The 22,818-nt window shown below is 59.6% G+C and carries 22 protein-coding genes; 15 read left to right on the top strand and 7 right to left on the bottom strand.

The window, feature by feature from the left end:
* Positions 1-4: 4 nt before the first annotated feature.
* From pqqA to ABJH13_RS01045, 7 genes are all read right to left on the bottom strand, one after another.
* A complete protein-coding gene (gene pqqA / locus ABJH13_RS01075; protein ID WP_348404361.1) occupies positions 5-109 on the bottom strand; it encodes a pyrroloquinoline quinone precursor peptide PqqA in 105 nt (34 codons plus the stop codon).
* Positions 110-229: 120 nt separating this feature from the next.
* Positions 230-766 carry an isopentenyl-diphosphate delta-isomerase gene (gene idi, locus ABJH13_RS01070; protein ID WP_348404360.1) on the bottom strand — a complete coding sequence of 179 codons (537 nt, stop codon included), beginning with the start codon at positions 764-766 and terminating at the stop codon, positions 230-232.
* A complete protein-coding gene (locus ABJH13_RS01065) occupies positions 763-1,941 on the bottom strand; it encodes a geranylgeranyl diphosphate reductase (protein ID WP_348404359.1) in 1,179 nt (392 codons plus the stop codon). Before ABJH13_RS01065 ends, idi begins: the two co-directional genes overlap by 4 nt.
* Positions 1,942-1,944: 3 nt before the next feature.
* Positions 1,945-3,231 (bottom strand): BCD family MFS transporter, encoded by a 1,287-nt coding sequence (locus ABJH13_RS01060; RefSeq protein WP_348404358.1) that lies wholly within the window; start codon positions 3,229-3,231, stop codon positions 1,945-1,947.
* On the bottom strand, positions 3,228-4,127 hold the full coding sequence (gene chlG / locus ABJH13_RS01055; protein WP_348404357.1) for a chlorophyll synthase ChlG: 900 nt from the start codon (positions 4,125-4,127) through the stop codon (positions 3,228-3,230). The genes ABJH13_RS01060 and chlG overlap by 4 nt, the downstream gene beginning before the upstream one ends.
* Before the next feature lie 49 nt (positions 4,128-4,176).
* Entirely contained in the window at positions 4,177-5,598 is a 1,422-nt protein-coding gene (ppsR, locus tag ABJH13_RS01050) for a transcriptional regulator PpsR (RefSeq protein ID WP_348404356.1), read from the bottom strand.
* Positions 5,595-6,377: a hypothetical protein gene (locus tag ABJH13_RS01045; RefSeq protein WP_348404355.1), complete on the bottom strand. Its 783-nt coding sequence runs from the start codon at positions 6,375-6,377 to the stop codon at positions 5,595-5,597. Before ABJH13_RS01045 ends, ppsR begins: the two co-directional genes overlap by 4 nt.
* Positions 6,378-6,687: 310 nt before the next feature.
* Between ABJH13_RS01045 and bchF the strand changes: the two genes are divergently transcribed.
* From bchF to ABJH13_RS00970, 15 genes are all read left to right on the top strand, one after another.
* Positions 6,688-7,200 (top strand): 2-vinyl bacteriochlorophyllide hydratase, encoded by a 513-nt coding sequence (gene bchF / locus ABJH13_RS01040; RefSeq protein ID WP_348404354.1) that lies wholly within the window; start codon positions 6,688-6,690, stop codon positions 7,198-7,200.
* Positions 7,197-8,483, top strand: coding sequence for a ferredoxin:protochlorophyllide reductase (ATP-dependent) subunit N (locus ABJH13_RS01035; protein ID WP_348404353.1), 1,287 nt, complete (start codon positions 7,197-7,199; stop codon positions 8,481-8,483). The genes bchF and ABJH13_RS01035 overlap by 4 nt, the downstream gene beginning before the upstream one ends.
* 40 nt (positions 8,484-8,523) lie before the next feature.
* Entirely contained in the window at positions 8,524-10,047 is a 1,524-nt protein-coding gene (bchB, locus tag ABJH13_RS01030) for a ferredoxin:protochlorophyllide reductase (ATP-dependent) subunit B (protein ID WP_348404387.1), read from the top strand.
* The gene (locus ABJH13_RS01025) at positions 10,037-13,609 is read left to right on the top strand and encodes a magnesium chelatase subunit H (RefSeq protein WP_348404352.1); all 3,573 of its coding nucleotides are present in this window, start codon (positions 10,037-10,039) and stop codon (positions 13,607-13,609) included. The genes bchB and ABJH13_RS01025 overlap by 11 nt, the downstream gene beginning before the upstream one ends.
* 82 nt (positions 13,610-13,691) lie before the next feature.
* Positions 13,692-14,591 (top strand): ferredoxin:protochlorophyllide reductase (ATP-dependent) iron-sulfur ATP-binding protein, encoded by a 900-nt coding sequence (bchL, locus tag ABJH13_RS01020; RefSeq protein WP_348404351.1) that lies wholly within the window; start codon positions 13,692-13,694, stop codon positions 14,589-14,591.
* On the top strand, positions 14,591-15,328 hold the full coding sequence (bchM, locus tag ABJH13_RS01015) for a magnesium protoporphyrin IX methyltransferase (RefSeq protein WP_348404350.1): 738 nt from the start codon (positions 14,591-14,593) through the stop codon (positions 15,326-15,328). Before bchL ends, bchM begins: the two co-directional genes overlap by 1 nt.
* Positions 15,325-16,755 carry an MFS transporter gene (locus ABJH13_RS01010; RefSeq protein WP_348404349.1) on the top strand — a complete coding sequence of 477 codons (1,431 nt, stop codon included), beginning with the start codon at positions 15,325-15,327 and terminating at the stop codon, positions 16,753-16,755. The genes bchM and ABJH13_RS01010 overlap by 4 nt, the downstream gene beginning before the upstream one ends.
* 22 nt (positions 16,756-16,777) lie before the next feature.
* Positions 16,778-17,545 carry a photosynthetic reaction center subunit H gene (gene puhA, locus ABJH13_RS01005; RefSeq protein WP_348404348.1) on the top strand — a complete coding sequence of 256 codons (768 nt, stop codon included), beginning with the start codon at positions 16,778-16,780 and terminating at the stop codon, positions 17,543-17,545.
* 30 nt (positions 17,546-17,575) lie between these two features.
* Positions 17,576-18,208: a photosynthetic complex putative assembly protein PuhB gene (puhB, locus tag ABJH13_RS01000; RefSeq protein WP_348404347.1), complete on the top strand. Its 633-nt coding sequence runs from the start codon at positions 17,576-17,578 to the stop codon at positions 18,206-18,208.
* Positions 18,209-18,214: 6 nt separating this feature from the next.
* Positions 18,215-18,688: a photosynthetic complex assembly protein PuhC gene (gene puhC / locus ABJH13_RS00995; RefSeq protein ID WP_348404346.1), complete on the top strand. Its 474-nt coding sequence runs from the start codon at positions 18,215-18,217 to the stop codon at positions 18,686-18,688.
* 13 nt (positions 18,689-18,701) lie between these two features.
* Entirely contained in the window at positions 18,702-18,998 is a 297-nt protein-coding gene (locus ABJH13_RS00990) for a hypothetical protein (RefSeq protein WP_348404345.1), read from the top strand.
* Positions 18,995-20,128: a magnesium-protoporphyrin IX monomethyl ester (oxidative) cyclase gene (acsF, locus tag ABJH13_RS00985; protein WP_348404344.1), complete on the top strand. Its 1,134-nt coding sequence runs from the start codon at positions 18,995-18,997 to the stop codon at positions 20,126-20,128. The genes ABJH13_RS00990 and acsF overlap by 4 nt, the downstream gene beginning before the upstream one ends.
* A gap of 121 nt (positions 20,129-20,249) precedes the next feature.
* Complete coding sequence (gene puhE / locus ABJH13_RS00980) at positions 20,250-21,068, top strand: putative photosynthetic complex assembly protein PuhE (RefSeq protein WP_348404343.1); 819 nt, start codon at positions 20,250-20,252, stop codon at positions 21,066-21,068.
* Positions 21,058-22,272, top strand: coding sequence for a 5-aminolevulinate synthase (hemA, locus tag ABJH13_RS00975; RefSeq protein ID WP_348404342.1), 1,215 nt, complete (start codon positions 21,058-21,060; stop codon positions 22,270-22,272). The genes puhE and hemA overlap by 11 nt, the downstream gene beginning before the upstream one ends.
* Before the next feature lie 71 nt (positions 22,273-22,343).
* Positions 22,344-22,757 carry a cytochrome C gene (locus ABJH13_RS00970; RefSeq protein WP_348404341.1) on the top strand — a complete coding sequence of 138 codons (414 nt, stop codon included), beginning with the start codon at positions 22,344-22,346 and terminating at the stop codon, positions 22,755-22,757.
* The last annotated feature ends 61 nt before the right edge of the window (positions 22,758-22,818 follow it).

Here is a 22,818-nt window from a genome sequence, read left to right as displayed (position 1 = left end):
CGTTTTAGAACAAATCGCCGCCGTCGCTGTCGCGTTCGCCGTCGGGGCCGTACATGTTGATTTCCATGCCACATTCGATTTCACGAATAACCGGTTTTGACCATGCCATCTGAGTTCCTCCCTAAAGGTATAGTTCGCCTAACATACCTAATTTCAGCCCCTCGCGCGCGAATGTCTATGAGACCAAGGTGTTGGTCATGTCAGAAATCTGCCCAATAAAAGGGACGACCTACCGCGCCGTGGCCCCGAGACCTTGAAAAATCACCTCGCCATGATCGCGCAGATAGATCTGCAACCACGGTGTGAATTTGTCAGGCGTGCTGTCGACCTGCGCGCGCAAGTCATCAAACGCAACCCATGACACAGCCATCACCTCGTCGGGATCGGCGTTAACCGTCAGATCATCCGGCGCGTGGGCTACAAAAACATCAACGACCTCATGTTCAGTCAGACCACCGCCCACATCGGCGCGGTATTCAAGGTGGTGCCGGTGTGTGGGCGTCAAACCGGTCACGCCGATCTCTTCGTTGAGCCGGCGAATGGCGCAAGTCAACGGGTCTTCATCCCATTCGGGGTGCGTGCAACAGGTGTTCGCCCACAAACCCGGCGTGTGGTATTTGCCCATGGCGCGCTGCTGCATCAGCACCTCGTCACCGCGCAGCACAAACACCGATACCGCCTTGTGACGCAGCCCTTTGACATGCGCTTCTAGCTTTTCAACCGGTGTTAATGTGCCGTCTACCCAGGCCGGGATCATGATCGTCATACACGCGTCGGTGCCACAAGTCCGCTGAGATGCGCAAGGTTCTTGATGCCGATTTTCAGATGCGCCATGGGCCGGGCGCGCACCAGTTTCTTGTTCATATAGGCCTCGAATGTCAGACGTTGCACGTCGATGTCATGACACAGTGATACAAACCGTTCACGCCGTTCGTCGCTGCGGTAATAGGCGTTTTGCATCGACCCCAGCACCCGGAACACCATTTTGTGTTCTTTCATAAACAGGCTACGGGCCAAACGCAGGTCTTTGGCGCGCCCCGATGCCAACGTAGCAGCACAGGCCGTTGCGGCGACACGCCCGCCGACCATCGCATAATAAATGCCTTCGCCCGACGATGGCGCAACGACCCCTGCGGCATCCCCCGCCAACACCACGTCGCGCCCATTGTCCCACCGATCAAGCGGTTTTAACGGGATGGGCGCGCCTTCACGGCGCAGGGTTTCGCAGTCGGTCAGGCCAGCGCTTGCGCGCAAGGCCGCGGTCGCGCGTTTGAGATCTACCGATGAATTTTCCGTGCCCATTCCGACGCTTGCGCTGTCACCGTGGGGGAAGATCCAACCATAAAAATCGGGCGAAATCTCACCGTCGTAGATCACATCGCACCGCACCGGGTTGTATACCGCCGATTTGGGCGGCGCCTTGATGATCTCGTGGTAGGCCAGAACATACGGGATCTTGTCCCCGCCCGGCACCTCGGCGCGGCCCACCTTGGACCGCGCGCCGTCAGCGCCTATTACCAGTTTTGTTTCCACCCGGCGTTCTTCGCCGGTGGTTTTGTCACGGTAGACCACCGTCGTTGTGCCCCCGTTGCGTTCGATCCGCACAAACGTACCTGTCAGGCCAACGGCCCCGGCGGCCACCGCACGCGCGCGCAAGAACGGGTCAAAATCTTTGCGATCCACCATGCCGACAAACCCGTTTTCGATAGGGATATCAACGTGCCGACCGGTGGGCGAGATCATCCGCGCGGTGTTCACCTTGGCCAGCAATTGCGCATCACTGATGTCAAAATCCTGCATCAAACGCGGGGGGATCGCGCCGCCACAGGGTTTGATCCGCCCGTCCCGGTCAAGCATCGCAACGGTGTGGCCCGAATTCATCAGATCCAGTGCAGCCGTGGCCCCCGACGGGCCGCCCCCTACGATAAAGACATCATACATAGGTTATTCTCCCGGAACCAAAGATCTATGTGGCAGCGGTGGCCGGTCCATGACCCGCACTGCCATGAGAGCAGACGCCACAAAGAGCCCCGCCTCGATGAGAAACACCGTGCCGAAGGCGGCCGCATCCTGGCCGACACCCAGGCGCATAATGTCAACCAGTGCGGCGCCGGTCAGGCCGCCAAACCCTGCAGCCATCGCCTGTGCAGCACCCCACAACCCCATGCGCGTGCCTTCGCGGTCCGTGCGTCCCTGCCCGGCCAGCGCCATCATTGACCCGATCGCCGCGACCGCAAACACACCGTTGAAAAAGCCCAAACCCAGAACCGCAGGCACCAAAAGCGCCGCGCCGCCCGTTTGCCCCAACGCACAAAGCCCGCCCAACATCACCGCAGAGCCCAAGCACCCAAAGACGACCCATGCGCGCAGACTGCCGCGTTTGAACCCGGTGCACATCACGCCCACAAGGACCATGCCCATGAACACCCCACCGTTTTGCGCCCCCGATAAAGACGTGGATTGCCCCGGCGTGAACCCGAACACGAGACCGGCGTAAGGTTCTAAGATGAGTTCTTGCATGAAATAGGCGGTCATCGACAGAAAGACAAAGAACGTGAAATTGCGGGCTTTGCGTTCGGCCCAGATCTCGGCCAGTCCGGCGCGGAACGGCATGGGGGCCGCTTGGGGTGCCGCATCAACGCGGGCTTCGATGCCCAAAACCGCAAGGCACGTCAGCACAAACGCGCCGCCAGTTACGGCTGCGACGATCCGCAACAACAGCTCTGGCGCGTAGGGGTCAAGCAGCGCGCCAACAACGCCTGCGGTGATCGCGATGCCTGCGATCATCATCAGCCAAGTGATCGTGGCCGCGGCGGCCCGGCGCGCCGGTGCCGTCGCCGTGGCCAGCAGCGCCAGCAACGACGTGCCCGACGCCCCAACCCCCAACCCGATCAGCGCATAAGCCACGACCGAAATCACCAACCCCGTGGTGAACCGCGTTTCAAGAACCACAACCCCGTAGGCCGCCCCCATCGCACCCAACGCCAACGCGCCCATGCCCAGAATGATCCACCGGGTGCGGTGGCCGCCCGTATCAGACAGAAACCCCCAGTTGGGTCGCGTGATTTGAATGCCATAGTGAAGCGCCACCAACAGCCCCGGCAACACCGCAGGCAAGGCCAGCTCCACCACCATCAACCGGTTTAGCGTCGAGGTCGTCAGCACGACAATCGCGCCCAGACACATTTGCACCAACCCCAACCGTACAATGGCCAGCCAACCCAACGTCATGACAGCCCCCGCACCGCAAAGGCCGTGATCATCATGCCGCTGACGTATAACAATACACCCGTGCCATTATACCATGGTGCTTTGGCTTTGGGGTCTTTGAACATCACAGTCATCGCCCAAAACTGCACGATCAGCACTGCGGCGACCCCGGCCGCGTGCAACGGTTTGCCCCACAAGATCAGCGCCGCAATCACCGCCATTTGCGGGACGGCCATCACCGTACATGCCACCTTGGCCGCGCGGTCGGGCCCCAGCACAACAGGCAGCGAATTCACCCCCGTATGGCGGTCGCCCTCCAGCGCTTTGAAGTCGTTCAACGTCATGATCCCATGCGCGCCGACCCCATATAACACCGCCACGGTAATAACATAGAACGTAGGCGCGCCCGCGCTGAGGATCGCGGCACCGGTGAACCACGGCAAGGTTTCATAGCTAAACCCAACCAATCCGGGGCCCCAAATGCCGGACCGTTTCAACCGGACCGGTTCGGCGGAATAGGCCCACGCGGCCAGCACCCCGATGATGGTCGCGCCAAAACCCCACGGACCGAATTGCCACCCCACGATCAAGGACACCACCGACATTGCCAGCGCGATCCACAAACCCCACCGTCCCGGAATACGGCCCGACGGGATCGGGCGGTCAGGTTCATTGATGGCGTCGACGTGGCGGTCACACCAGTCATTTGCAGCTTGGCTCATGCCGCAGACGATGGGCCCGGCCAGGATAACGCCCAATATCACCACCCACCACTGCCCCGATGGCGCCACCCCTGAGGAGATCACGCCACATAGATACGCCCACATCGGCGGAAACCAGGTGATCGGCTTGATGAGGCGCAGCGCGGCTGCGGGGTCCGGAAAACGGCGTGAGTGTATGTTTTGCGTGACAATCATGTGTCAACTATGGATGACACATTGAGTCGGCGCAAGAGGACAGCGCAGGTTAGCCGTTTTTGCTCAGCAATCCGTATTTGCGCAGCTTTACGTAAAGGCTTTGCCGCGACAGGCCCAACATCTCGGCGGCAGCTACCCGGTTATTGCTCGTCAGGTTCACCGCTGTTTCTATGCACATCTTTTCAACAACATCCGTGGTTTCAGCCACGATATCCTTGAGCGAAGCAGACCCAACAAGATCCATGACATTGCGGGCGGGCTCCGCCGCAACCGGTGCGCCCGACGCACTATGAGGACGGTTGACCTCGACGTGGCTCACGTCGCGGATGACGCACCCCACGGCGGGCACGCCCTTGTCTTCGAGGTTGGCCGCCGAAATCTCTACCGACAGCCGCGCGCCCAGATCATTGACCAGCTTGGTTGCGTAGGTCCGCATAGGCCCGGACCGTTGCGGCTGATCGGTCAATACCGCCAGATCTATCTGACCCCGGCCCAGAAAATCGCCAAAGCTGCGCCCGATTACATCCGATAAATGCGCCGCGCCGATGATATCCAGAAAGCTGTCGTTGACAGAGGTGACAGCACCCCGGCCGTCCAGAAAAACCATGGCGTCACTGCCGGCACGGAACAGGGCAAGCGCGCGATCGGCGGCGTCATCGACGGGTTTGGCGGCTTCGCCATCGGCCGTGATGCGGCAGATCAGAACGCGCTGACCACCGGCCCGAAAGACCACGGGTTTGATCACCACCGAGCGCGCGGTTTTCTGCGTGCGCAAGGTCACGCGCCCACCGTCTTCGGCCATGGTCGCGTTCATCAGGCTTTCGGTAAGTTCCACCGTCGAGCGTTCAGAGAATTGTTGCGCAAAGGCGCTGCCTTTCAGGGCATCCAGCTTGATCCCCAACAAAGACGCCGCCGCCTCATTGGCATCATCCACGCGGCCAGATTGCACCGACACAAAGACGATCGCATCATCTGTGTTTGCCAACAGCACCCGGAACCGAACGTCGAATTCCCGACGCGCTTCGTAGCCTTGTTCTAGGGCGATCTGGGCCTGCACCAGTTGTTGCTGTGTTTCCGCGATAGGGCGGAGATCACGCCCTAACAAAAGTGCGGCGCCCTCTTGGCCAAACCGGTGAAATGTGTAGCGCACGGGGTACTGCCACACCGCATTGTCGCTGTGGTTCAATTCCAACGGCCTGTGCGGAACCTCGCCCTGCAGGAACCCTGCATGCGCGGCCTCAAACTTGGGAGCGGTCTCGCGGGTCAGGAAGTCAACAACCGGGCGGCCTTCCCAATGCTTGAGATTACCAAAGGAATCGCTGTGCTTGTTCAACACCACCGACAAAATGATGCCTTCGGACGAAATGACGAGCGCGATATCCGATGCCGCACCGATGATGCTGCTCAGAAATTCGGGTTCAATAAGTGGAACAGCACCGCTGCTCCAAAAGGTATTGCCGCTGGTTGTCATATCGAAATCGACGCTTTTCCGCGATGAGCGCAAAAGTTCACCGCATCCGTTGCAGTACTTGTCACTATGTCCACGCCTGTTTGTTCCTTCGGATCATCGATCTCGGCCAGAACAGCGCCCCCAAGCGCGATTACTGGCTGCTGGATCAACAAACTACGGATGACTTGCACCGTCTCGGCGGCAGTTTCAAGGGTTTCGAGGCGTGCGCATGAAATCATGACAAGATTGGGGCTTTCTGCCAACACCCGCGCCTGCAAAGCGCCAAAGGTTTCATCAAAAGACACCGTGACCTCACACCCCAGCCGTCGCAGTTGCGCCGACACGACGCTGGCGCCCAAAAAGTGCTGCTCTCCTTGCGGTAAAACAACCAGCACCCGCAGCCGGGCGTCATCGGGGGTCAGGTCAACATGCAACTGGCCCGAGGCCTCGCCCAACAGCGCCTGCAACCGCAACGCACCAATGGTCACATCCGCGAACCCGATCTCGTCCGCCACCCATTTGTCGCCAAGCGCGCAAGACGCTCGCGGAATATAAAGATCGATGACCGCGTCGAGCCCCAGCCGGTAACCACACAGCTCGTCGAGCAAAAGCACCGGGTCAAACGCCGCGCGCGTCAAAATCGCCCGCAATAAGTGATCCAACACAAACGTGCGCGCGCCATCTTGCCCAACGACTTGCCGGTCGCGCAGCACAGAAATAACCGAGGTGGCGAAGGCCCCCATACCATTTGTTCGATTGCGCTGAAGGCCGCGCATTTGTGATTGATCATCCTGCGACATGGCACCACCTAAACAGCCACTGACACCCGCAGACCGGAGATGGCCCAAAGCAGTGTCACTGCTGTGCATCAAATTTCGGCCTTACACGGCGCATTGTCAAATAAAATTGACACACACCGCTGGTCTTTCCTGTGACAGCCCGCGCCTAAATCAGGCTTTTCGCAACTAAATCAGTCGTATATGCCGTTTTTCAGCGCTGCGCCAATCCGAAGATGTCAATCAAATTTCATAGCAGTGTAAGTTTACGTTGACACTTTTCCAACAATGCCGCTACGCTCAATGAAAGGATTTGGGAGAGGTCTTTAGGGCAATGCACAGCCAAGCCGCAAGAAAATCTGTGCCAGCAGGGCTTTATACCGCAGAGGAACGACTGCGGCGTGATGCGACCGTCTGGACCCTGATCCAAGGCATTCTGGCCCCCCTTCAATTTGCGGTTTTCCTTGTCTCAGTCGCTTTGGTCGTGCGGTACTTGGTCACCGGGTCGGGCTACGACATAGCAACCGCCTCGATTGTGCTGAAAACCGCGCTGCTTTACCTGATCATGATCACCGGCGCGATTTGGGAAAAAACCGTTTTTGGTCAATACCTTTTCGCCCCTGCGTTCTTTTGGGAAGACGTCTTTTCCTTTGCCGTGATCGCGTTGCATACGGCGTATCTTTGGGCGCTGTTCTCAGCCGCCCTGTCGCCCGTATCGTTGATGGGTTTGGCGCTGACCGCATATGCGGCGTATCTGATCAACGCAGTGCAATTTATTCTCAAACTCAAGGCCGCCCGCTTGCAGGCCCAAACCGCACGCCCCCCATTACGCGAGGCCTCCGCATGACCGAATTGCCCCGCGTGCCCCTGTCCGCCGGATGCCGTGACGAGCCGATTCTCAAACAACGCGGCCAACGCGAGGTCTTTTGCGGCCTGACAGGCATCATCTGGCTACATCGCAAAATGCAGGATGCGTTCTTTTTGGTTATCGGCAGCCGGACCTGCGCGCATCTGCTACAATCCGCGGCGGGCGTGATGATCTTTGCCGAACCGCGCTTTGGCACGGCGATTCTCGAAGAGACCGACCTAGCAGGCCTGGCCGATGCGCAGACCGAGCTCGACAAGGTCGTCGATCAACTGTTGGCCCGGCGCACGGACATCAAACAATTGTTCCTTGTCGGGTCCTGCCCGTCCGAGGTTATCAAGCTTGACCTCAGCCGCGCCGCCGAACGGATGACCGAAAAATACGCGCCTTCTGTGCGGGTTCTGAATTTCTCTGGCTCGGGGATCGAAACGACCTTTACCCAAGGCGAAGACGCGTGCCTTGCGTCCATGGTCCCCGTGCTGCCAAACACCGACACCCGCCAATTGTTGCTGGTCGGGGCGCTGCCCGATGTCGTCGAGGAACAGGCCGTGTCGCTGTTGCGCGACATGGGTATCGGCCCCATCAAGGTCTTGCCGGCCCCGCGCGCAGACGCCGATCTTGGGATTGGCGACAATACCGTATTTGCCCTGACGCAACCGTTTCTTGGCGATACACATGCCGCGCTCGAACGTCGCGGCGCCCGCCATCTGCCCGCCCCCTTCCCTTTTGGCGAAGAAGGCACAACCGCATGGCTACGTGTCATCGCCAATGAATTTGGCATCGACGCCGATACATTTGACCGCGTCACCGCCGCGCCGCGCGCCCGGGCCCGCAAGGCCATCGCCCAAGCGTCACAGGCGCTGCACGGCAAATCCATCTTCTTTTTCCCCGACAGCCAGCTGGAAATCCCGCTGGCCCGGTTTCTAACCCGCGAATGTGGCATGCAGGCCATCGAAGTCGGCGCGCCGTTCATTCACAAAGGCATCGTTGGCCGCGATCTGGATATGTTGGCCCAAGGGCCCACCTTGTCCGAAGGCCAAGACGTTGATCTGCAACTTGATCGCTGCCGTGCCGCACGCCCCGATCTGACCGTTTGCGGTTTGGGGCTGGCCAACCCACTTGAGGCAGACGGGCTGTCAACCAAATGGGCGATTGAGTTGGTCTTTACGCCCGTGCATTTCTACGAACAGGCGGGTGATCTTGCCGGGTTGTTCTCGCGCCCTGTGCGCCGCGCGGATCTGCTGCGTCTTGAGGCCAGCGCATGACGTTCCGGTGCCCCCATACTACGTGCACCAGACGCGGGTCATGAAGCTGACCGTCTGGACATACGAGGGCCCGCCCCACGTCGGCGCGATGCGCGTGGCCACCGGCATGACCGGGCTGCACTACGTACTGCACGCGCCCCAAGGCGACACCTACGCCGACCTGTTGTTCACCATGATCGAACGGCGCGACCATCGTCCGCCTGTCACATATACAACATTTCAGGCCCGCGATCTGGGCTCTGATACGGCAAACCTCTTCAAAACATCGCTGCAAGATGCCTATGACCGGTTCAAACCGCAGGCCCTGATTGTGGGTGCGTCTTGCACCGCAGAGCTGATCCAGGATGATCCGGGTGGTATGGCCGAAACCATGGGCATCCCTGTCCCGGTCATCCCGTTGGAACTGCCCAGCTACCAACGCAAAGAAAACTTTGGCGCCGATGAGACGTTATTTCAGATCGTGCGCGCCTTGGCCAAACCCATGGACCGCACCCGCCAGATCAGCTGTAATCTGATTGGGCCCACCGCGTTGGGGTTTCGCCACCGCGATGACATCACCGAAATCACGGCGCTGCTGTCTGACATGGGCATCAGCATCAACGTCGTGGCCCCGATGACAGCATCCCCCGCGGATATCGCCCGCATGGGGGCTGGGCATTTCAACGTGCTGATGTACCCCGAAACAGCCGAAACAGCGGCGCGGTGGTTGGACCGCGAATTGGGCCAACCCTACACCAAAACCGTACCAATCGGCGTGGGCGCCACGCGCGATTTTGTCGCCGAAGTGGCGCAGATCACCGGTGTTGCGCCGCATCTCGATGACAGCCGGTTACGCCTGCCGTGGTATTCAAAATCGGTCGACAGCACCTACCTGACCGGCAAGCGTGTCTTTGTGTTTGGCGATGGCACCCATGTGGCCGCCGCCGCCCGCATTGCCCGAGACGAAATGGGGTTCGAGGTCGTCGGGTTGGGGTGTTACAACCGCGAAATGGCCCGCCCGATCCGCGCATTGGCCAAAGACTACGGCGTCGATGCCACCATCACCGATGACTACCTCGAAGTCGAACGCGTGATCGAAGCCTTACAGCCCGAAATGATCTTGGGCACCCAAATGGAACGCCACATTGGCAAACGTCTGGGCATCCCCTGCGCTGTGATCTCGGCGCCGGTGCATGTGCAGGATTTCCCCGCGCGGTATTCCCCCCAAATGGGCATCGAGGGCGCGAATGTGATCTTTGACACTTGGGTGCATCCGCTGGTGATGGGCCTTGAAGAACACCTGCTGCACATGTTTCGCGATGACTTTGAGTTCAACGATGCGGCGGGCCCGTCCCACCATGGCGGCCACGCGCCCAAACCGGATGCCCCCGCGCAGCCGGTCGAAACCGCGCCTTCGGGTGCAGATGTGATCTGGCTGGATGACGCCGAACGCGAATTGAAAAAAATCCCGTTTTTTGTACGCGGCAAAGCCCGGCGCAACACCGAAACCTTTGCGTCTGAACGCGGCGTTGCCGAGATCAACGTCGATACGCTTTATGAGGCCAAGGCCCATTATGCGCGATGAACAGGGCATAAACGGGCGCTTGCCCGGTTACCGCGTCGTGATCTTGACGTTAGACAATCACGCGGCCGGGCCGGCGGTGCGGGCAATGGATACGTTGGCGCGCGATTATCCGGGCTTGTCGTTGTCGGTGCATGCTGCCGCGGAATGGGGCGAAACCCCCGGCGCGTTTGAAGCGGCGCGTGATGCGGTGGAAACGGGCGATATTATCATCTGTAACCTGCTGTTTCTCGAAGAACATATCTGCCGCATCCTGCCTGCGCTTTCCGCGCGGCGCGACCACTGCGATGCCATGATCGGGGTGATCGCTGATGCCGCTATTGTCAAGCTGACCCGCATGGGCACGCTTGATATGATGGCGCCGCAATCGGGCACCATGAAGCTTATGAAGCGGCTTCGCGGGTCATCCAAACCGTCCAGTTCGTCGGGCGCGCAGAAAATGGCGCTGTTGCGGCGGCTGCCCAAGATCCTGAAATACCTACCGGGCAAAAGTCAGGATTTACGCGCCTGGTTTTTGACGATGCAGTACTGGCTGGGCGGGTCGGATGACAACGTCGAGGCGATGGTGCGGTTTTTGATCAACCGCTATGCCAAAGACACTGGATGGACCGCCGCCCCAGAGGCTGCAGCCCCCATCGAATACCCAGACGCAGGCCTCTATCACCCCGATCTGCCGGGGCGTATTGCCACCGATGCCACGCAGATCCCCCACCCCAAAGGCGCGGAACTGACGGTCGGGTTGTTGATGATGCGGTCTTATGTGCTGTCGTCTGATACGGCCCACTATGATGCGGTGATCCGTGCATTTGAAGCGCGCGGTATACGGGTGCTCGCCGGGTTTTCGGGGGGCTTGGATGGGCGCCCCGCAATCGACGCCTATTTCCGCGACGACAATGGTCCCAAGATCGATGCTTTGGTGTCGCTGACCGGGTTTTCGTTGGTGGGAGGGCCTGCCTACAACGACAACGCCGCCGCAGTTGACGTGTTGCAGGGGCTGGATGTGCCCTATATCGCCGCACACCCGTTGGAATTTCAAACGTTGCAACAATGGGCCGCCTCGGAGCAGGGGCTTGGGCCGATAGAAACCACCATGCTGATCGCTTTGCCGGAATTAGACGGGGCGACAACCCCCACCGTTTTTGCGGGGCGGCACGGCGCACAGGGCTGCACCGGTTGCGCCCATCATTGCGCGGCCCCGTCCGAACACAAAGCCATGGCGCCCTGTCCCGAGCGTATCGATGTATTGGTCGCGCGCGTCGAACGGCAGGCCCGTCTGCGCCGTTCTGACACATTCAACCGCACCGTCGGAATAGTGCTTTTTGGGTTCCCACCCAATGCGGGGGCCGCGGGCACCGCCGCCTACCTCAGCGTTTTTGAAAGCCTGTTCAACACGTTAAACCGCATGAAAACTGAAGGCTACGATGTAGATGTCCCTGATACGGTTGATGCCTTGCGCGCCGCAGTCCTGCAAGGCAGCGCGCAGCAATTCGGCCAAGAGGCCAATGTCGCCGCCCACGTCAGTGCGGATACGATCGTCGCCAACACTCCTTGGCTAAACGAGATCGAGGCGCAATGGGGCCCCGCGCCGGGCCGTGTGCAATCAGACGGGCGCGGCGTGTTTGTGTTGGGGTGCCAGTTTGGCAAGGTGTTTGTTGGGTTACAGCCCGCCTTTGGCTACGAAGGCGACCCAATGCGCCTGTTGTTTGAACGCGGCTTTGCGCCAACGCATGCCTTTGCGACCTTTTATTTATGGTTAAAAAACACATTACGGGCCGATGTTTTGCTGCATTTCGGAATGCATGGGGCGTTGGAATTCATGCCCGGCAAACAGGCAGGCCCAAGCGGCGCAGACTGGCCCGACCGGTTGATCGGAGACCTGCCCAACGTTTATCTTTACGCGGCCAACAACCCGTCCGAGGCGACATTGGCCAAACGCCGCAGCAACGCCGTTACAATCAGCCACCTGACACCGCCTTTGGCAACGGCGGGCCTGTACAAGGGCCTGGCCGAGCTAAAAGACAGCCTGACGCGGTGGCGCGGCACATCCCCCGGCGCATCAGAACGCGCCGAATTGGAAACCCTGATCGCCCAACAAGCCGCAGCGGTGGATATGGATGGCACCCCCGCAGATGCCCTGTGGATCAAGCTGCTGGAAACCCAAGACGCGTTGATCCCCGATGGGTTGCATGTGGTGGGCCAACCGCTGTCTGACGCCGCGCGCGCCGAATACCTGCGGATTTTGCCCGATATCGATGCCGACACCCGCGCGCGCGCGGATCACCTGTTGCAACGCGAAACGGAACTGGATGCGCTGATGGCCGCGCTGGCGGGGCATTTCACGCCGCCGGTTGCGGGCGGCGATCTGATCCGGTCCCCCGAAATCTTGCCCACCGGGCGCAATATTCACGCGTTTGATCCGTTTCGGATGCCCACTGCATTTGCCTGTCAGGATGGCGCCAAACAGGCGCAACTGCTGCTCGATACCCACGACAGCCTGCCGCGTACCGTCGCCTTGGTGCTGTGGGGCAGCGACAACATCAAATCCGACGGCGGCCCGATTGCGCAGGCGCTGGCGTTGATGGGCTGCGTGCCCCGGTTTGACAGTTTCGGCCGGATTTGCGGCGCAGATCTGACACCACTAGATACCCTTGGCCGCCCACGCATTGACGTGATCATGACCCTATCGGGGATCTTCCGCGATCTGCTGCCCTTGCAAACGCGTATGTTGGCCGAAGCGGCACTGAAATGCGCCACCGCCGATGAGCCGCCTGCGCAAAACTATATCCGCGCCCATGCGTTGGCCTACGCAAACAAAACCGGCTGCACCATGGACGAGGCCGCATTGCGGGTCTTTTCCAACGCCGAAGGGGCCTATGGGTCAAACGTAAACGGGTTGGTGGACAGCTCGGCGTTTGGGGACGAAGACGAATTGGCCGACGCCTATGAAGCCCGCAAAAGCTTTGCCTACGGCACCGATGGCAAAGCAACGGCAAATTCGGCGCTGTTGCAGGCGACCTTGGCAGAGGTCGACGTGGCCTATCAAAACCTCGAATCCGTCGAGTTAGGCGTGACCACGGTGGATCACTATTTTGACACGTTGGGCGGCATTGCCCGCGCGGTGAAACGCGCCAAGGGCACAGATGCGGCCGTCTATATTGGCGACCAGACCCGTGGCGCCGGCAAGGTCCGCACCCTGCGTGATCAAGTTGCCCTAGAGACCCGCGCCCGCAGTCTGAACCCCAAGTTCTTTGAAGGGCTGCTGAAACACGGCCCCGAAGGCGTGCGCCAGATCGAGGCAACTGTGACCAACACATTGGGCTGGTCGGCCACCACTGGTCAGGTCGATCCATGGGTGTACCAACGGATTTCCGAAACCTTTGTGTTGGACGCCGAAATGCGCCAGCGGTTGGCAGATCTGAACCCCACCGCATCCAGTCGTATGGCCAACCGTCTGCTGGAAGCCAACGACCGCAACTATTGGTCCCCGGACGCAGAAACATTGGCCGCCCTGCAAGAGGCCGCCGATGCATTGGAAGATCAGCTCGAAGGGGTCGCGGCGCAATGAACATCGCATCACGCGCAGGGGCCTCTGACGGCTATATTTTCGCAACAATCACGGGGTGTGCGCCCCTGGAAGGACGTTTGCTATGAGCCCACTGGACAGAACACCCCCCAGCCTGCGCGGGCAGGACGGCGAAGGATCGGTGCAGGTCCATCAAGACAGCACCGCCAAGATCGAAGGCGCCAAGGTGTTTTCTGTCTATGGCAAGGGCGGCATCGGCAAATCGACGACATCATCCAACCTGTCGGCGGCCTTTTCGATGTTGGGCAAACGGGTGTTGCAGATCGGCTGTGACCCCAAACACGACAGCACATTCACCCTGACGGGCATGTTGCAGCCCACGGTGATCGATATCCTCAAGGAGGTCGATTTCCACCCTGAAGAACTGCGCGCCGAAGATTTCGTGTTTGAGGGGTTCAACGGTGTGAAATGCGTTGAGGCCGGTGGGCCGCCTGCGGGCACCGGGTGTGGCGGATACGTGGTGGGGCAAACGGTCAAATTGCTCAAACAACATCATTTGCTGGAAGACACCGATGTGGTGATCTTTGACGTCTTGGGCGATGTGGTCTGCGGTGGGTTTGCAGCCCCCTTGCAACATGCCGATCGCGCGCTGATCGTCACCGCCAATGATTTCGACAGCATCTACGCGATGAACCGGATCATCGCCGCCGTGCAGGCCAAATCGGCCAACTACAAGGTGCGCCTTGCGGGGTGTGTCGCCAACCGGTCACGCGAAACCGACGAGGTCGACCGGTATTGCAAAACGGTGGGGTTCAACCGCATCGCGCATCTGCCTGATCTGGACGCCATCCGCCGGTCGCGCCTGAAAAAGAAAACACTGTTCGAAATGCCCGACGACGAAGAAATCGTGCACGTGCGCAAGGAATACATCCGGTTGGCCGAAACCCTATGGAACGGCACCGAGCCCTTGGCCCCCGCCCCTCTGCCCGACCGTGATATTTTCGAATTGCTGGGGTTTGATTGATGCGCGACGCTGCTTTCATTCATACGACGGGCGATGATGCCCCCTCGCGGGCGCAACCGGGCTATGACGCCACCCGCGACCGGGTCGAAACCTATTTCGACAAGACCGCGACCCGCACATGGGAACGGTTGACGTCGGATGCGCCTGTCTCAAAAATCCGGCAGACGGTGCGGGCAGGGCGCGACCAAATGCGCGCCTTGCTGTTAAGCAGATTGCCCGCCGATCTGACGGGCCAACGGGTGTTGGACGCAGGATGCGGCGCAGGCCAAATGACCGCCGAATTGGCCGCGCGCGGCGCCGAGGTACTGGCCATTGATATCTCGCCACAACTGGTTGAAATTGCACAACGGCGCCTGCCCGAAAACCTGCGCCACCGGGTGCAATTTTCCTCTGGTGACATGCTAAACCCGGGCCTGGGGCGGTTCGATCACGTGATCGCCATGGACAGCCTGATTTATTACGATGCCGCCGATATTGGCGTGGCTCTGGCCGGGTTAGAAAAACGCACGCGCGGTGCGATTGTCTTTACCGTTGCCCCACGCACCCGGTTGTTGATGGCAATGTGGCATGCAGGCAGGCTCTTTCCCCGGTCAGACCGTAGCCCCGTGATGATTCCCCATGCGCATGGGCCTTTGGCGCAGATCGCGCGCACCAAAGGCGTGCGTGGCCTCATCCGGCCCGTCGACCGGGTGACATCCGGGTTCTACATTTCGCAGGCCATGGAGGTGCGTGGATGACGACGCGCCTGCGATCCCTGTCGCTGCGGGCGATGCCCTTTGCCGATGCGGCCAGCGCGGACTTGCCAATGGCGCAACTGTTGCGGTTGTCGCTGTTTCAGGTGTCGGTGGGGATGGCGTCTGTGCTGCTGCTGGGCACGCTCAACCGCGTGATGATCGTAGAACTAAGCGTGCCGGCGATGATCGTTGCCATGATGATCGCACTGCCGGTGCTGATCGCGCCGTTCCGGGCGCTGCTGGGGTTCCGGTCGGACACGCATAAATCCGCCATTGGGTGGAAACGTGTGCCCTATATCTGGTTTGGGTCGCTGTGGCAGTTCGGTGGCCTTGCGGTGATGCCCTTTGCCTTGCTGGTTCTGGGCGGCGATGTGGTGCATGACGTCCCCTTTGCAGGCGAAGTGCTGGCCGCATTGGCCTTTGTGATGACGGGTTTGGGCATGCATATGACCCAAACGGCGGGTCTGGCGCTGGCGTCTGACCGCGCGACAGATGACACCCGCCCGCGCGTGGTTGCGTTGCTTTATGTGATGTTCTTGGTCGGCATGGGCGTGTCTGCGCTCATCATGGGCGTGTTGCTGACCGATTTCACCGCGCTAAAGCTGATCCGTGTGGTGCAGGGGGCGGCTGTCGCTGGGGTTGTGCTCAACCTGATCGCACTGTGGAAACAAGAATACATCCGCCCGATGACCCGCGCCGAACGCAGCGCGCCACGTCCGTCTTTTTCAGACGCATGGGCCGATTTCATGCAGGGCGGCCGCGCCGGGCGCCTGTTGCTATGTGTCTTTGTCGGCACGATGGCGTTCAATATGCAAGACGTGCTGCTGGAACCCTACGGCGGCGAAATCCTCGGGTTGTCGGTGTCGGCCACGACCCTTTTAACTGCGCTTTGGGCGGCGGGTGCCCTGTTGGGGTTCGCGTTGGCGGGCGGGCGGCTGGCGAAAGGGTCCAACCCCTACCGTCTGGCCGCTGCGGGTATCGTGGCAGGGATCTGGGCGTTTTCGATGGTGATCTTTGCGGCGCCCATGCACACCAATACGCTGTTTTTTGCAGGCGCTGGCCTGATCGGCTTTGGCGGCGGGTTGTTCGCGGTGGCCACACTGACCGCCGCGATGACCATGCCCGCAACAGGCACCGCAGGGCGCGGCCTTGCCTTGGGCGCATGGGGTGCCGCACAGGCCACGGCGGCGGGGCTGTCTATCGCCGTTGGCGGTGGGCTGCGCGACTGGGTTGGTCATGCCGCAACAACCGGCCAGCTGGGCGAGGTGCTCAATACACCCGCGACGGGGTATTCTTTTGTCTACCACGTCGAAATTGGCCTGCTTTTTATGACGCTTGTGATCTTGGGGCCGCTTGTACGTGACAGTGGCCCGCTTACCCCAAAAGAAACCGGCACCCGGCCCATGGGTCTTGCCGATTTCCCAACATGACCCCGTTTCAGAAGGAAACAACATGACTGCAACATTCTTTGGCGAAGTTGACCTGGCCAGTATCGTACTGTGGTTGTTTTACTTTTTCTTTGCGGCCCTGGTGATCTGGATCCAGCGTGAAAATATGCGCGAAGGCTACCCCTTGGAAGACGACGAAGGCAACCCGTCGTCCAACCCCAGCATGTGGCCTCTGCCCGAAGACAAAACGTTCAAATTGCCCCACGGCCGCGGTGAGGTCACCGTGCCCAGCGGTCAGGCCCCTGAACGCGCAGATATCGCGTTGAAACGCACAGGGTCCGGCAATGGGTTCCCGCTGGAACCTACGGGCGATCCAATGTTGGATGGGGTGGGCCCCGCAGCATGGGCGCCGCGCAAGGATCACCCCGAACTGGACGGGCATGGCCACCCCAAAATCGTGCCTATGTCAGGTGCCGAAGGGTTTGTTGTGGCGGCCGGTCGCGACCCGCGCGGGTTGCCCGTGATGGCGGGTGACGGCGAGATCATTGGTAAGATCGTCGACATGTGGCTCGATGAGCCCGAGCAATTGGTGCGCTATCTGGAACTGGAGCTCGATAGCAAATGGGGCGCTGGCACGCGGTTGTTGCCGATTACCTTTGCGCGCATCCGGTCAAACCGGGTGAGCGTGCATGCCCTGCATGGCAAACATTTCGCGACGGTGCCTACCATCGCCAGCCCCCGTCAGGTGACCTTGCTCGAGGAAGATAAGATCTGTGGCTACTACGGGGGCGGCAAACTGTTTGCTGGCACCCGCGCCGAACCCAAGCTCTGACCCACCAAAACCCGGATAGAGGTACGCGCCATGTCCCACGATGATTTTGAGATTGAGCCCATCGAAGGGCTGCCCCAAGAGCCCCCCAAGGGCGAACGCATCCTGTGGCAAGGCCGACCCGACTGGGCCCGTCTCAGCATTGAGGCCTTGAACCTGAAATGGGTGATGGGGTATTTCGCGGTGCTGACCATCTGGCGGTTTTTATCAATGGCGGATCTGTTGCCGCTTGGGCGGGCGATCGGATCAGCGGTGCCATTTGTCATCTTGGGCGCCGTGGTGTGTGGGCTGCTGATGGCAGTGGCCTACCTACAGGCCCGTGCGACCGTCTATACCGTCACTGATGCGCGGGTTGTCATGCGCATTGGCGCGGCCCTGACGGTGACGTTGAACCTGCCCTACCGGCAGGTGGGCAATGCGATGCTAGATTTGCGCAAAAACGGCACGGGCACCATCGCGTTGGAAACAATGGGCGACACAAAGCTTAGCTATCTGGTGTGTTGGCCGCATGTGCGCCCTTGGCACATCCGCCAGCCACAACCGGCGTTGCGGTGTATCCCGCAGGCCGACAGGGTTGCCCGGTTGCTGGCCGATGCCGCGCAGGCGCGGATCGCCATCCCCCAAGTTCAGCGCGCGGTTCTGCACCCCGCCGTGGCTGCGGAGTAACCCGATATGACCCCCCAAACACACCCCCGTATTCATGCAGCCCCCAACGACATGGTGCCCCGCATCATGGTGCGCGCGATGTTTGGGCTGGTAGGGGTGGTGCTGGCATTGGTCAGCGTTGCAACCCTGACGGACCGGCCTGTGCAAAACACACCACCTGTGGCGGCTCTCCTCACCGAACGGGCGATTATTCTGACAGGCGATGCCTCAGGGGCCGCGCGCGTTTTGGATGCGCAGGGCGCGCTGATTGCTGATTTCACGCCTGAAACAGGCGGTTTTGTCGCCGGGATCGAACGCGTCATCGCACGCGAACGCAACAAAATAGGCGCAGCGCCGACCGGCCCCGTCATCTTACAACTGCGCGCAGGCAACCGCCTGTCACTATACGACCCCGCCACCGGATGGACCGCCGAGCTTATGGGCTTTGGTGCATCTAATTCCCGCACCTTCGCCAGGCTGCTGGACCAACCCAAACCTTAGGAGGAAGCCACCTATGGGACTACTGACAAAAGACGTTGAACGGGCCCCCTGCACCGTTGAGATCAGCCACAAGTTCGAAAGCCTGCATGCGCATGTCCGCTTTGACAATGGCGCGGTCATCTATCCCGGCGACGAGGTCAAAGTGCACGGCGACGAGATCATAGCCCCCTTTGGCGAGATCGTCACAGAACAGCGCGAAGCCACAATTTTCCGCGCCAGCAAGCTGGAGCGTCTCTGGACCCGGCTCACCGGTGATTTAGAGGTCATGGAACTGTGCGAATTCTCTTTCTCTGAGGAGGTCACACTATGAACGTCCAGACCCGTCGCCCCGCGAATGCGCCCCACACCGCCGATGCCACCACCGTCGAGGAAAGCCTGGCCATTCAGGAAGAGCAATCCAAGTTCGACAGCACAGACGCCACCGATGTGGCCATGCAAAACACCCTGCTGACGCCGCGGTTTTACACCACCGACTTTGACGAGCTGGACGCGATTGACGTGTCATCCGTGCGCGAAGATTGGGACCACCTGATTGATCAGATGGTGTCCGACCCCAACAAAGGCCATTTCAAAAAGAACGAAGACTGGGATCACGTGGATTGGGACGGGATGGAACCCGAACTGAAGAAAGAGTTCATCGACTTCCTGATCAGTTCTTGTACCGCCGAATTTTCGGGCTGTGTTTTGTACAAAGAAATGAAGCGGCGCGGCGCGAACAAAGACATCACCCAGTTGTTTCAATTGATGGCACGTGATGAAGCACGGCATGCGGGGTTCATCAACGATGCCCTGCGCGAGGCCGGTGTGGCCGTGAACCTAGGGTTTTTGACGCAAAAGAAGAAATACACCTATTTCCGACCCAAGTTCATTTATTATGCCACGTATCTGTCTGAAAAGATTGGGTATGCGCGGTATATTACGATCTTTCGGCACCTTCAGGCGCACCCCGAACACCGGTTTCATCCGATTTTCAAGTGGTTCGAAGAATGGTGCAATGACGAGTTCAGCCACGGCGAGGCCTTTGCCCTGCTGATGAAAACTGACCCAAAACTGACCTCTGGGATGAATGTGTATTGGATCAAGTTCTTTCTGACCGCCGTATATGCCACGATGTGTGTGCGCGACCATCAGCGGCCCGCGTTTCATAAGGCCCTTGGCGTCGATCCTGATTGGTACGCCCATGAAGTTTACACCAAGACGTCAAAGCTGACCCAACAGATCTTTCCCATTACATTGGACATCGAACACCCCCGTTGGCAGCCGACGTTGGTGAAACTGCAAAAGGCCAATGCAGATCTGGCGGCGGCGGCAGATCAAGGGCGGGTTTTTGCGAAGATTGGGGCACAAATACGGGCAGCGACGGCGTTTGTGTCACTGATCACGATCCCTGCACGCAAACATCAGGTGCCCAGTTCGACCCGCATGGAGCCCGCGTATTGAGACGTAAAGCCGGCATAAACTGCGCGGTTGTACCGGGTCGCGGGGCCTTAGATAGCGCGCAATCCCAGACCCGCCGTCGATATCAGGCCGCCGTGCGCGACGCTGCATTGGGGCATGCTGCATGATGTCGTGGATCCCGGCCTTGTTTGCGCTGTTTGTCTGGTGGTTTTCCACCGGGGTGATCTTGTGGGTGGTCAAATCGGCTGATCGCAAGGGGGTGGTCGCGCGGCGGCGTGCTGTGCTGCTGGGGCTGCCGTTTTTGGGTGTCGGAGTGGTTGGGTTTTGGGCAACATTGCAGGACGTGTCTGCCGTTGGCGCCTATCTTGCATTTGTTTCAGCCTTGGCGATTTGGGGCTGGATTGAACTGGCGTTTTTGACCGGTATCATCACCGGGCCCAACCTACGGCCCTTGCCCGACCATACCGCCGAATGGGAACGTTTCATTCGCGCGTGGGGGACGCTTGCCTACCACGAGATGCTGTTGGTCGGAACATTGATCACCATGTTTTGGGTGGATTGGAAAGCTGATGCCCAGACGCAATTTGCGACCTGGACCTTTGCGGTGCTGTTCTTTGCCCGCATATCCGCCAAACTGAACCTGTTCTTGGGTGTGCCGAAAATCAACATTGATTTTCTACCCGAAGCCTTGGCGCATTTGCCCAGCCATTTTCGACATCGCGCAATGAACTGGCTGTTTCCCATGTCGGTGTCCGCGCTGACCTTTGCGGTCGCCTGTTGGCTCGAACGGCTTTATGCCGCCGATACACCCAGTGCGATCGTGGGATTTACCTTACTGACCGCCATCACCGCCCTGGCTTTGCTAGAGCATTGGATGATGGTCCTGCCGATCCCAGACGAAAAACTCTGGCGCTGGATGCTTCCCGCGCCCAAACCAACCCAAAAAACGACGCAACACCAAGGGGGACATCATGGACTTTGATGCACTGTTCCAGGCGCAGCTGGACGAGTTAAAAAACGACGGAAACTACCGCATTTTTGCGGAGCTCGAACGCAAATCAGGGGCCTTCCCCAGCGCCAAATGCCACGACGCCGACAGCCCCGACGACGTCACAGTGTGGTGTTCAAACGATTATTTGGGCATGGGCCAACACCCCGCCGTCACACGCGCCATGAAAGACGCCATCGACAATTGCGGCGCAGGGGCGGGCGGCACGCGCAACATATCTGGGACCAACCACAATCACAAATTGCTCGAAGCTGAATTGGCCCACTTGCACGGCAAGCAAAGCGCGTTGCTGTTTACGTCTGGGTATGTGTCCAATTGGGCGGCGCTCAGCACGTTGGGCGCGCGGATCCCTGATTGCGTCATCCTTAGCGACGAATTGAACCACGCGTCGATGATCGAAGGCATCCGCCATTCGCGCGCCAACAAGGTGTTGTGGCGCCACAATGACCCCGAAGATCTGGATCGTAAATTATCGGCCTTACCGGCGAATGCCCCCAAGATTGTCGCCTTTGAGAGCGTCTATTCTATGGACGGCGATATTTGCCCGATGAAAGAGATCGTCGAGGTGGCCGAAAAGCACGGCGCGATGACCTACCTGGACGAGGTGCATGCGGTGGGTCTTTATGGCCCGCACGGCGGCGGGATTTCGGAACGCGAAGGTTTGGCCGATCGCATTACTTTGATCGAGGGCACATTGGGCAAGGCCTATGGCGTTTTGGGCGGCTATGTCACTGGCTCTGACGCGCTGTGCGATTTCATCCGGTCCTTTGCGTCGGGGTTCATTTTTACCACCGCGTTGCCCCCTGCGGTGGCGGCAGCCGCGCAAGTGTCTATCCAACATCTGAAGCAGTCAGATCACGAACGCATCGTGCACCGCGAGAGGGTCGCGTATCTGCGTAAGCGCTTGGATATGGAAGGAATTCCGCATCTGGACAACCCCAGCCATATCATCCCTGTGATGATCAAAGACCCCGTCAAATGCCGCATGATCGCGGATTATTTGATGCAACAATACGGGATCTACGTGCAGCCAATCAATTACCCCACCGTGCCCAAGGGCACAGAACGGCTGCGGTTCACGCCGTCCCCTTTGCATAGCATTGATGACATCGAACATCTGGTGATGGCGTTGAAAGACCTTTGGAAGCAATGCGCAATTTCTCACGCAGTCGCATGACCATCCGAACGCGACTGTTGACTCTTGGCGCGATACCCTACGTTGTAATTACAGCAACTCAGGAGACAGTGATGATAAGACCCTTTGCAGCCATCATAGCAATCAGCTTTGCAGCCCCCGCCTTTGCGGAGGGTGACGCAGCAGCCGGTGAAAAGACGTTCAACCAATGCAAATCATGTCACATGATCGTGGCCGATGACGGGACCGAGGTTGTTAAAGGCGGCCGTACTGGGCCAAACCTTTATGGGGTCATCGGGCGTGTCGCTGGATCGTCTGATTTCCGGTATGGCGACGATATCGTCGCCGCAGGCGAGGCGGGTCTTGTCTGGGATGAAACAAACCTGGCGGAATACGCAGCAGACCCGCGCAGCTTCCTGCGTACATATCTGGACGATTCCAAAGCAAAATCGCGCATGGCGTTTAAGCTGAGAAAAGGCGGGGCAGATGTTGCCGCCTATTTGGCTTCGGTCGGCCCGCAGGGCTGATCCAGACGGATCTTTACGTGATGAAAGCCGCCCACTGGTTTGGGCGGCTTTATTATGTGCA

The organism is Roseobacter sp., assembly GCF_039970775.1.
Classification (GTDB): domain Bacteria; phylum Pseudomonadota; class Alphaproteobacteria; order Rhodobacterales; family Rhodobacteraceae; genus Roseobacter.
Note: the sequence above shows the minus strand (reverse complement) of the source record. Positions and strands in the feature narration are given on the sequence as shown.

What these genes read in the sequence shown, in the direction of transcription:
- pqqA (WP_348404361.1), bottom strand. Translation starts at nt 109, where the DNA reads ATGGCATGGTCAAAACCGGTTATTCGTGAAATCGAATGTGGCATGGAA.
- idi (WP_348404360.1), bottom strand. Translation starts at nt 766, where the DNA reads ATGACGATCATGATCCCGGCCTGGGTAGACGGCACATTAACACCGGTT.
- ABJH13_RS01065 (WP_348404359.1), bottom strand. Translation starts at nt 1,941, where the DNA reads ATGTATGATGTCTTTATCGTAGGGGGCGGCCCGTCGGGGGCCACGGCT.
- ABJH13_RS01060 (WP_348404358.1), bottom strand. Translation starts at nt 3,231, where the DNA reads ATGACGTTGGGTTGGCTGGCCATTGTACGGTTGGGGTTGGTGCAAATG.
- chlG (WP_348404357.1), bottom strand. Translation starts at nt 4,127, where the DNA reads ATGATTGTCACGCAAAACATACACTCACGCCGTTTTCCGGACCCCGCA.
- ppsR (WP_348404356.1), bottom strand. Translation starts at nt 5,598, where the DNA reads ATGACAACCAGCGGCAATACCTTTTGGAGCAGCGGTGCTGTTCCACTT.
- ABJH13_RS01045 (WP_348404355.1), bottom strand. Translation starts at nt 6,377, where the DNA reads ATGTCGCAGGATGATCAATCACAAATGCGCGGCCTTCAGCGCAATCGA.
- bchF (WP_348404354.1), top strand. Translation starts at nt 6,688, where the DNA reads ATGCACAGCCAAGCCGCAAGAAAATCTGTGCCAGCAGGGCTTTATACC.
- ABJH13_RS01035 (WP_348404353.1), top strand. Translation starts at nt 7,197, where the DNA reads ATGACCGAATTGCCCCGCGTGCCCCTGTCCGCCGGATGCCGTGACGAG.
- bchB (WP_348404387.1), top strand. Translation starts at nt 8,524, where the DNA reads ATGAAGCTGACCGTCTGGACATACGAGGGCCCGCCCCACGTCGGCGCG.
- ABJH13_RS01025 (WP_348404352.1), top strand. Translation starts at nt 10,037, where the DNA reads ATGCGCGATGAACAGGGCATAAACGGGCGCTTGCCCGGTTACCGCGTC.
- bchL (WP_348404351.1), top strand. Translation starts at nt 13,692, where the DNA reads ATGAGCCCACTGGACAGAACACCCCCCAGCCTGCGCGGGCAGGACGGC.
- bchM (WP_348404350.1), top strand. Translation starts at nt 14,591, where the DNA reads ATGCGCGACGCTGCTTTCATTCATACGACGGGCGATGATGCCCCCTCG.
- ABJH13_RS01010 (WP_348404349.1), top strand. Translation starts at nt 15,325, where the DNA reads ATGACGACGCGCCTGCGATCCCTGTCGCTGCGGGCGATGCCCTTTGCC.
- puhA (WP_348404348.1), top strand. Translation starts at nt 16,778, where the DNA reads ATGACTGCAACATTCTTTGGCGAAGTTGACCTGGCCAGTATCGTACTG.
- puhB (WP_348404347.1), top strand. Translation starts at nt 17,576, where the DNA reads ATGTCCCACGATGATTTTGAGATTGAGCCCATCGAAGGGCTGCCCCAA.
- puhC (WP_348404346.1), top strand. Translation starts at nt 18,215, where the DNA reads ATGACCCCCCAAACACACCCCCGTATTCATGCAGCCCCCAACGACATG.
- ABJH13_RS00990 (WP_348404345.1), top strand. Translation starts at nt 18,702, where the DNA reads ATGGGACTACTGACAAAAGACGTTGAACGGGCCCCCTGCACCGTTGAG.
- acsF (WP_348404344.1), top strand. Translation starts at nt 18,995, where the DNA reads ATGAACGTCCAGACCCGTCGCCCCGCGAATGCGCCCCACACCGCCGAT.
- puhE (WP_348404343.1), top strand. Translation starts at nt 20,250, where the DNA reads ATGATGTCGTGGATCCCGGCCTTGTTTGCGCTGTTTGTCTGGTGGTTT.
- hemA (WP_348404342.1), top strand. Translation starts at nt 21,058, where the DNA reads ATGGACTTTGATGCACTGTTCCAGGCGCAGCTGGACGAGTTAAAAAAC.
- ABJH13_RS00970 (WP_348404341.1), top strand. Translation starts at nt 22,344, where the DNA reads ATGATAAGACCCTTTGCAGCCATCATAGCAATCAGCTTTGCAGCCCCC.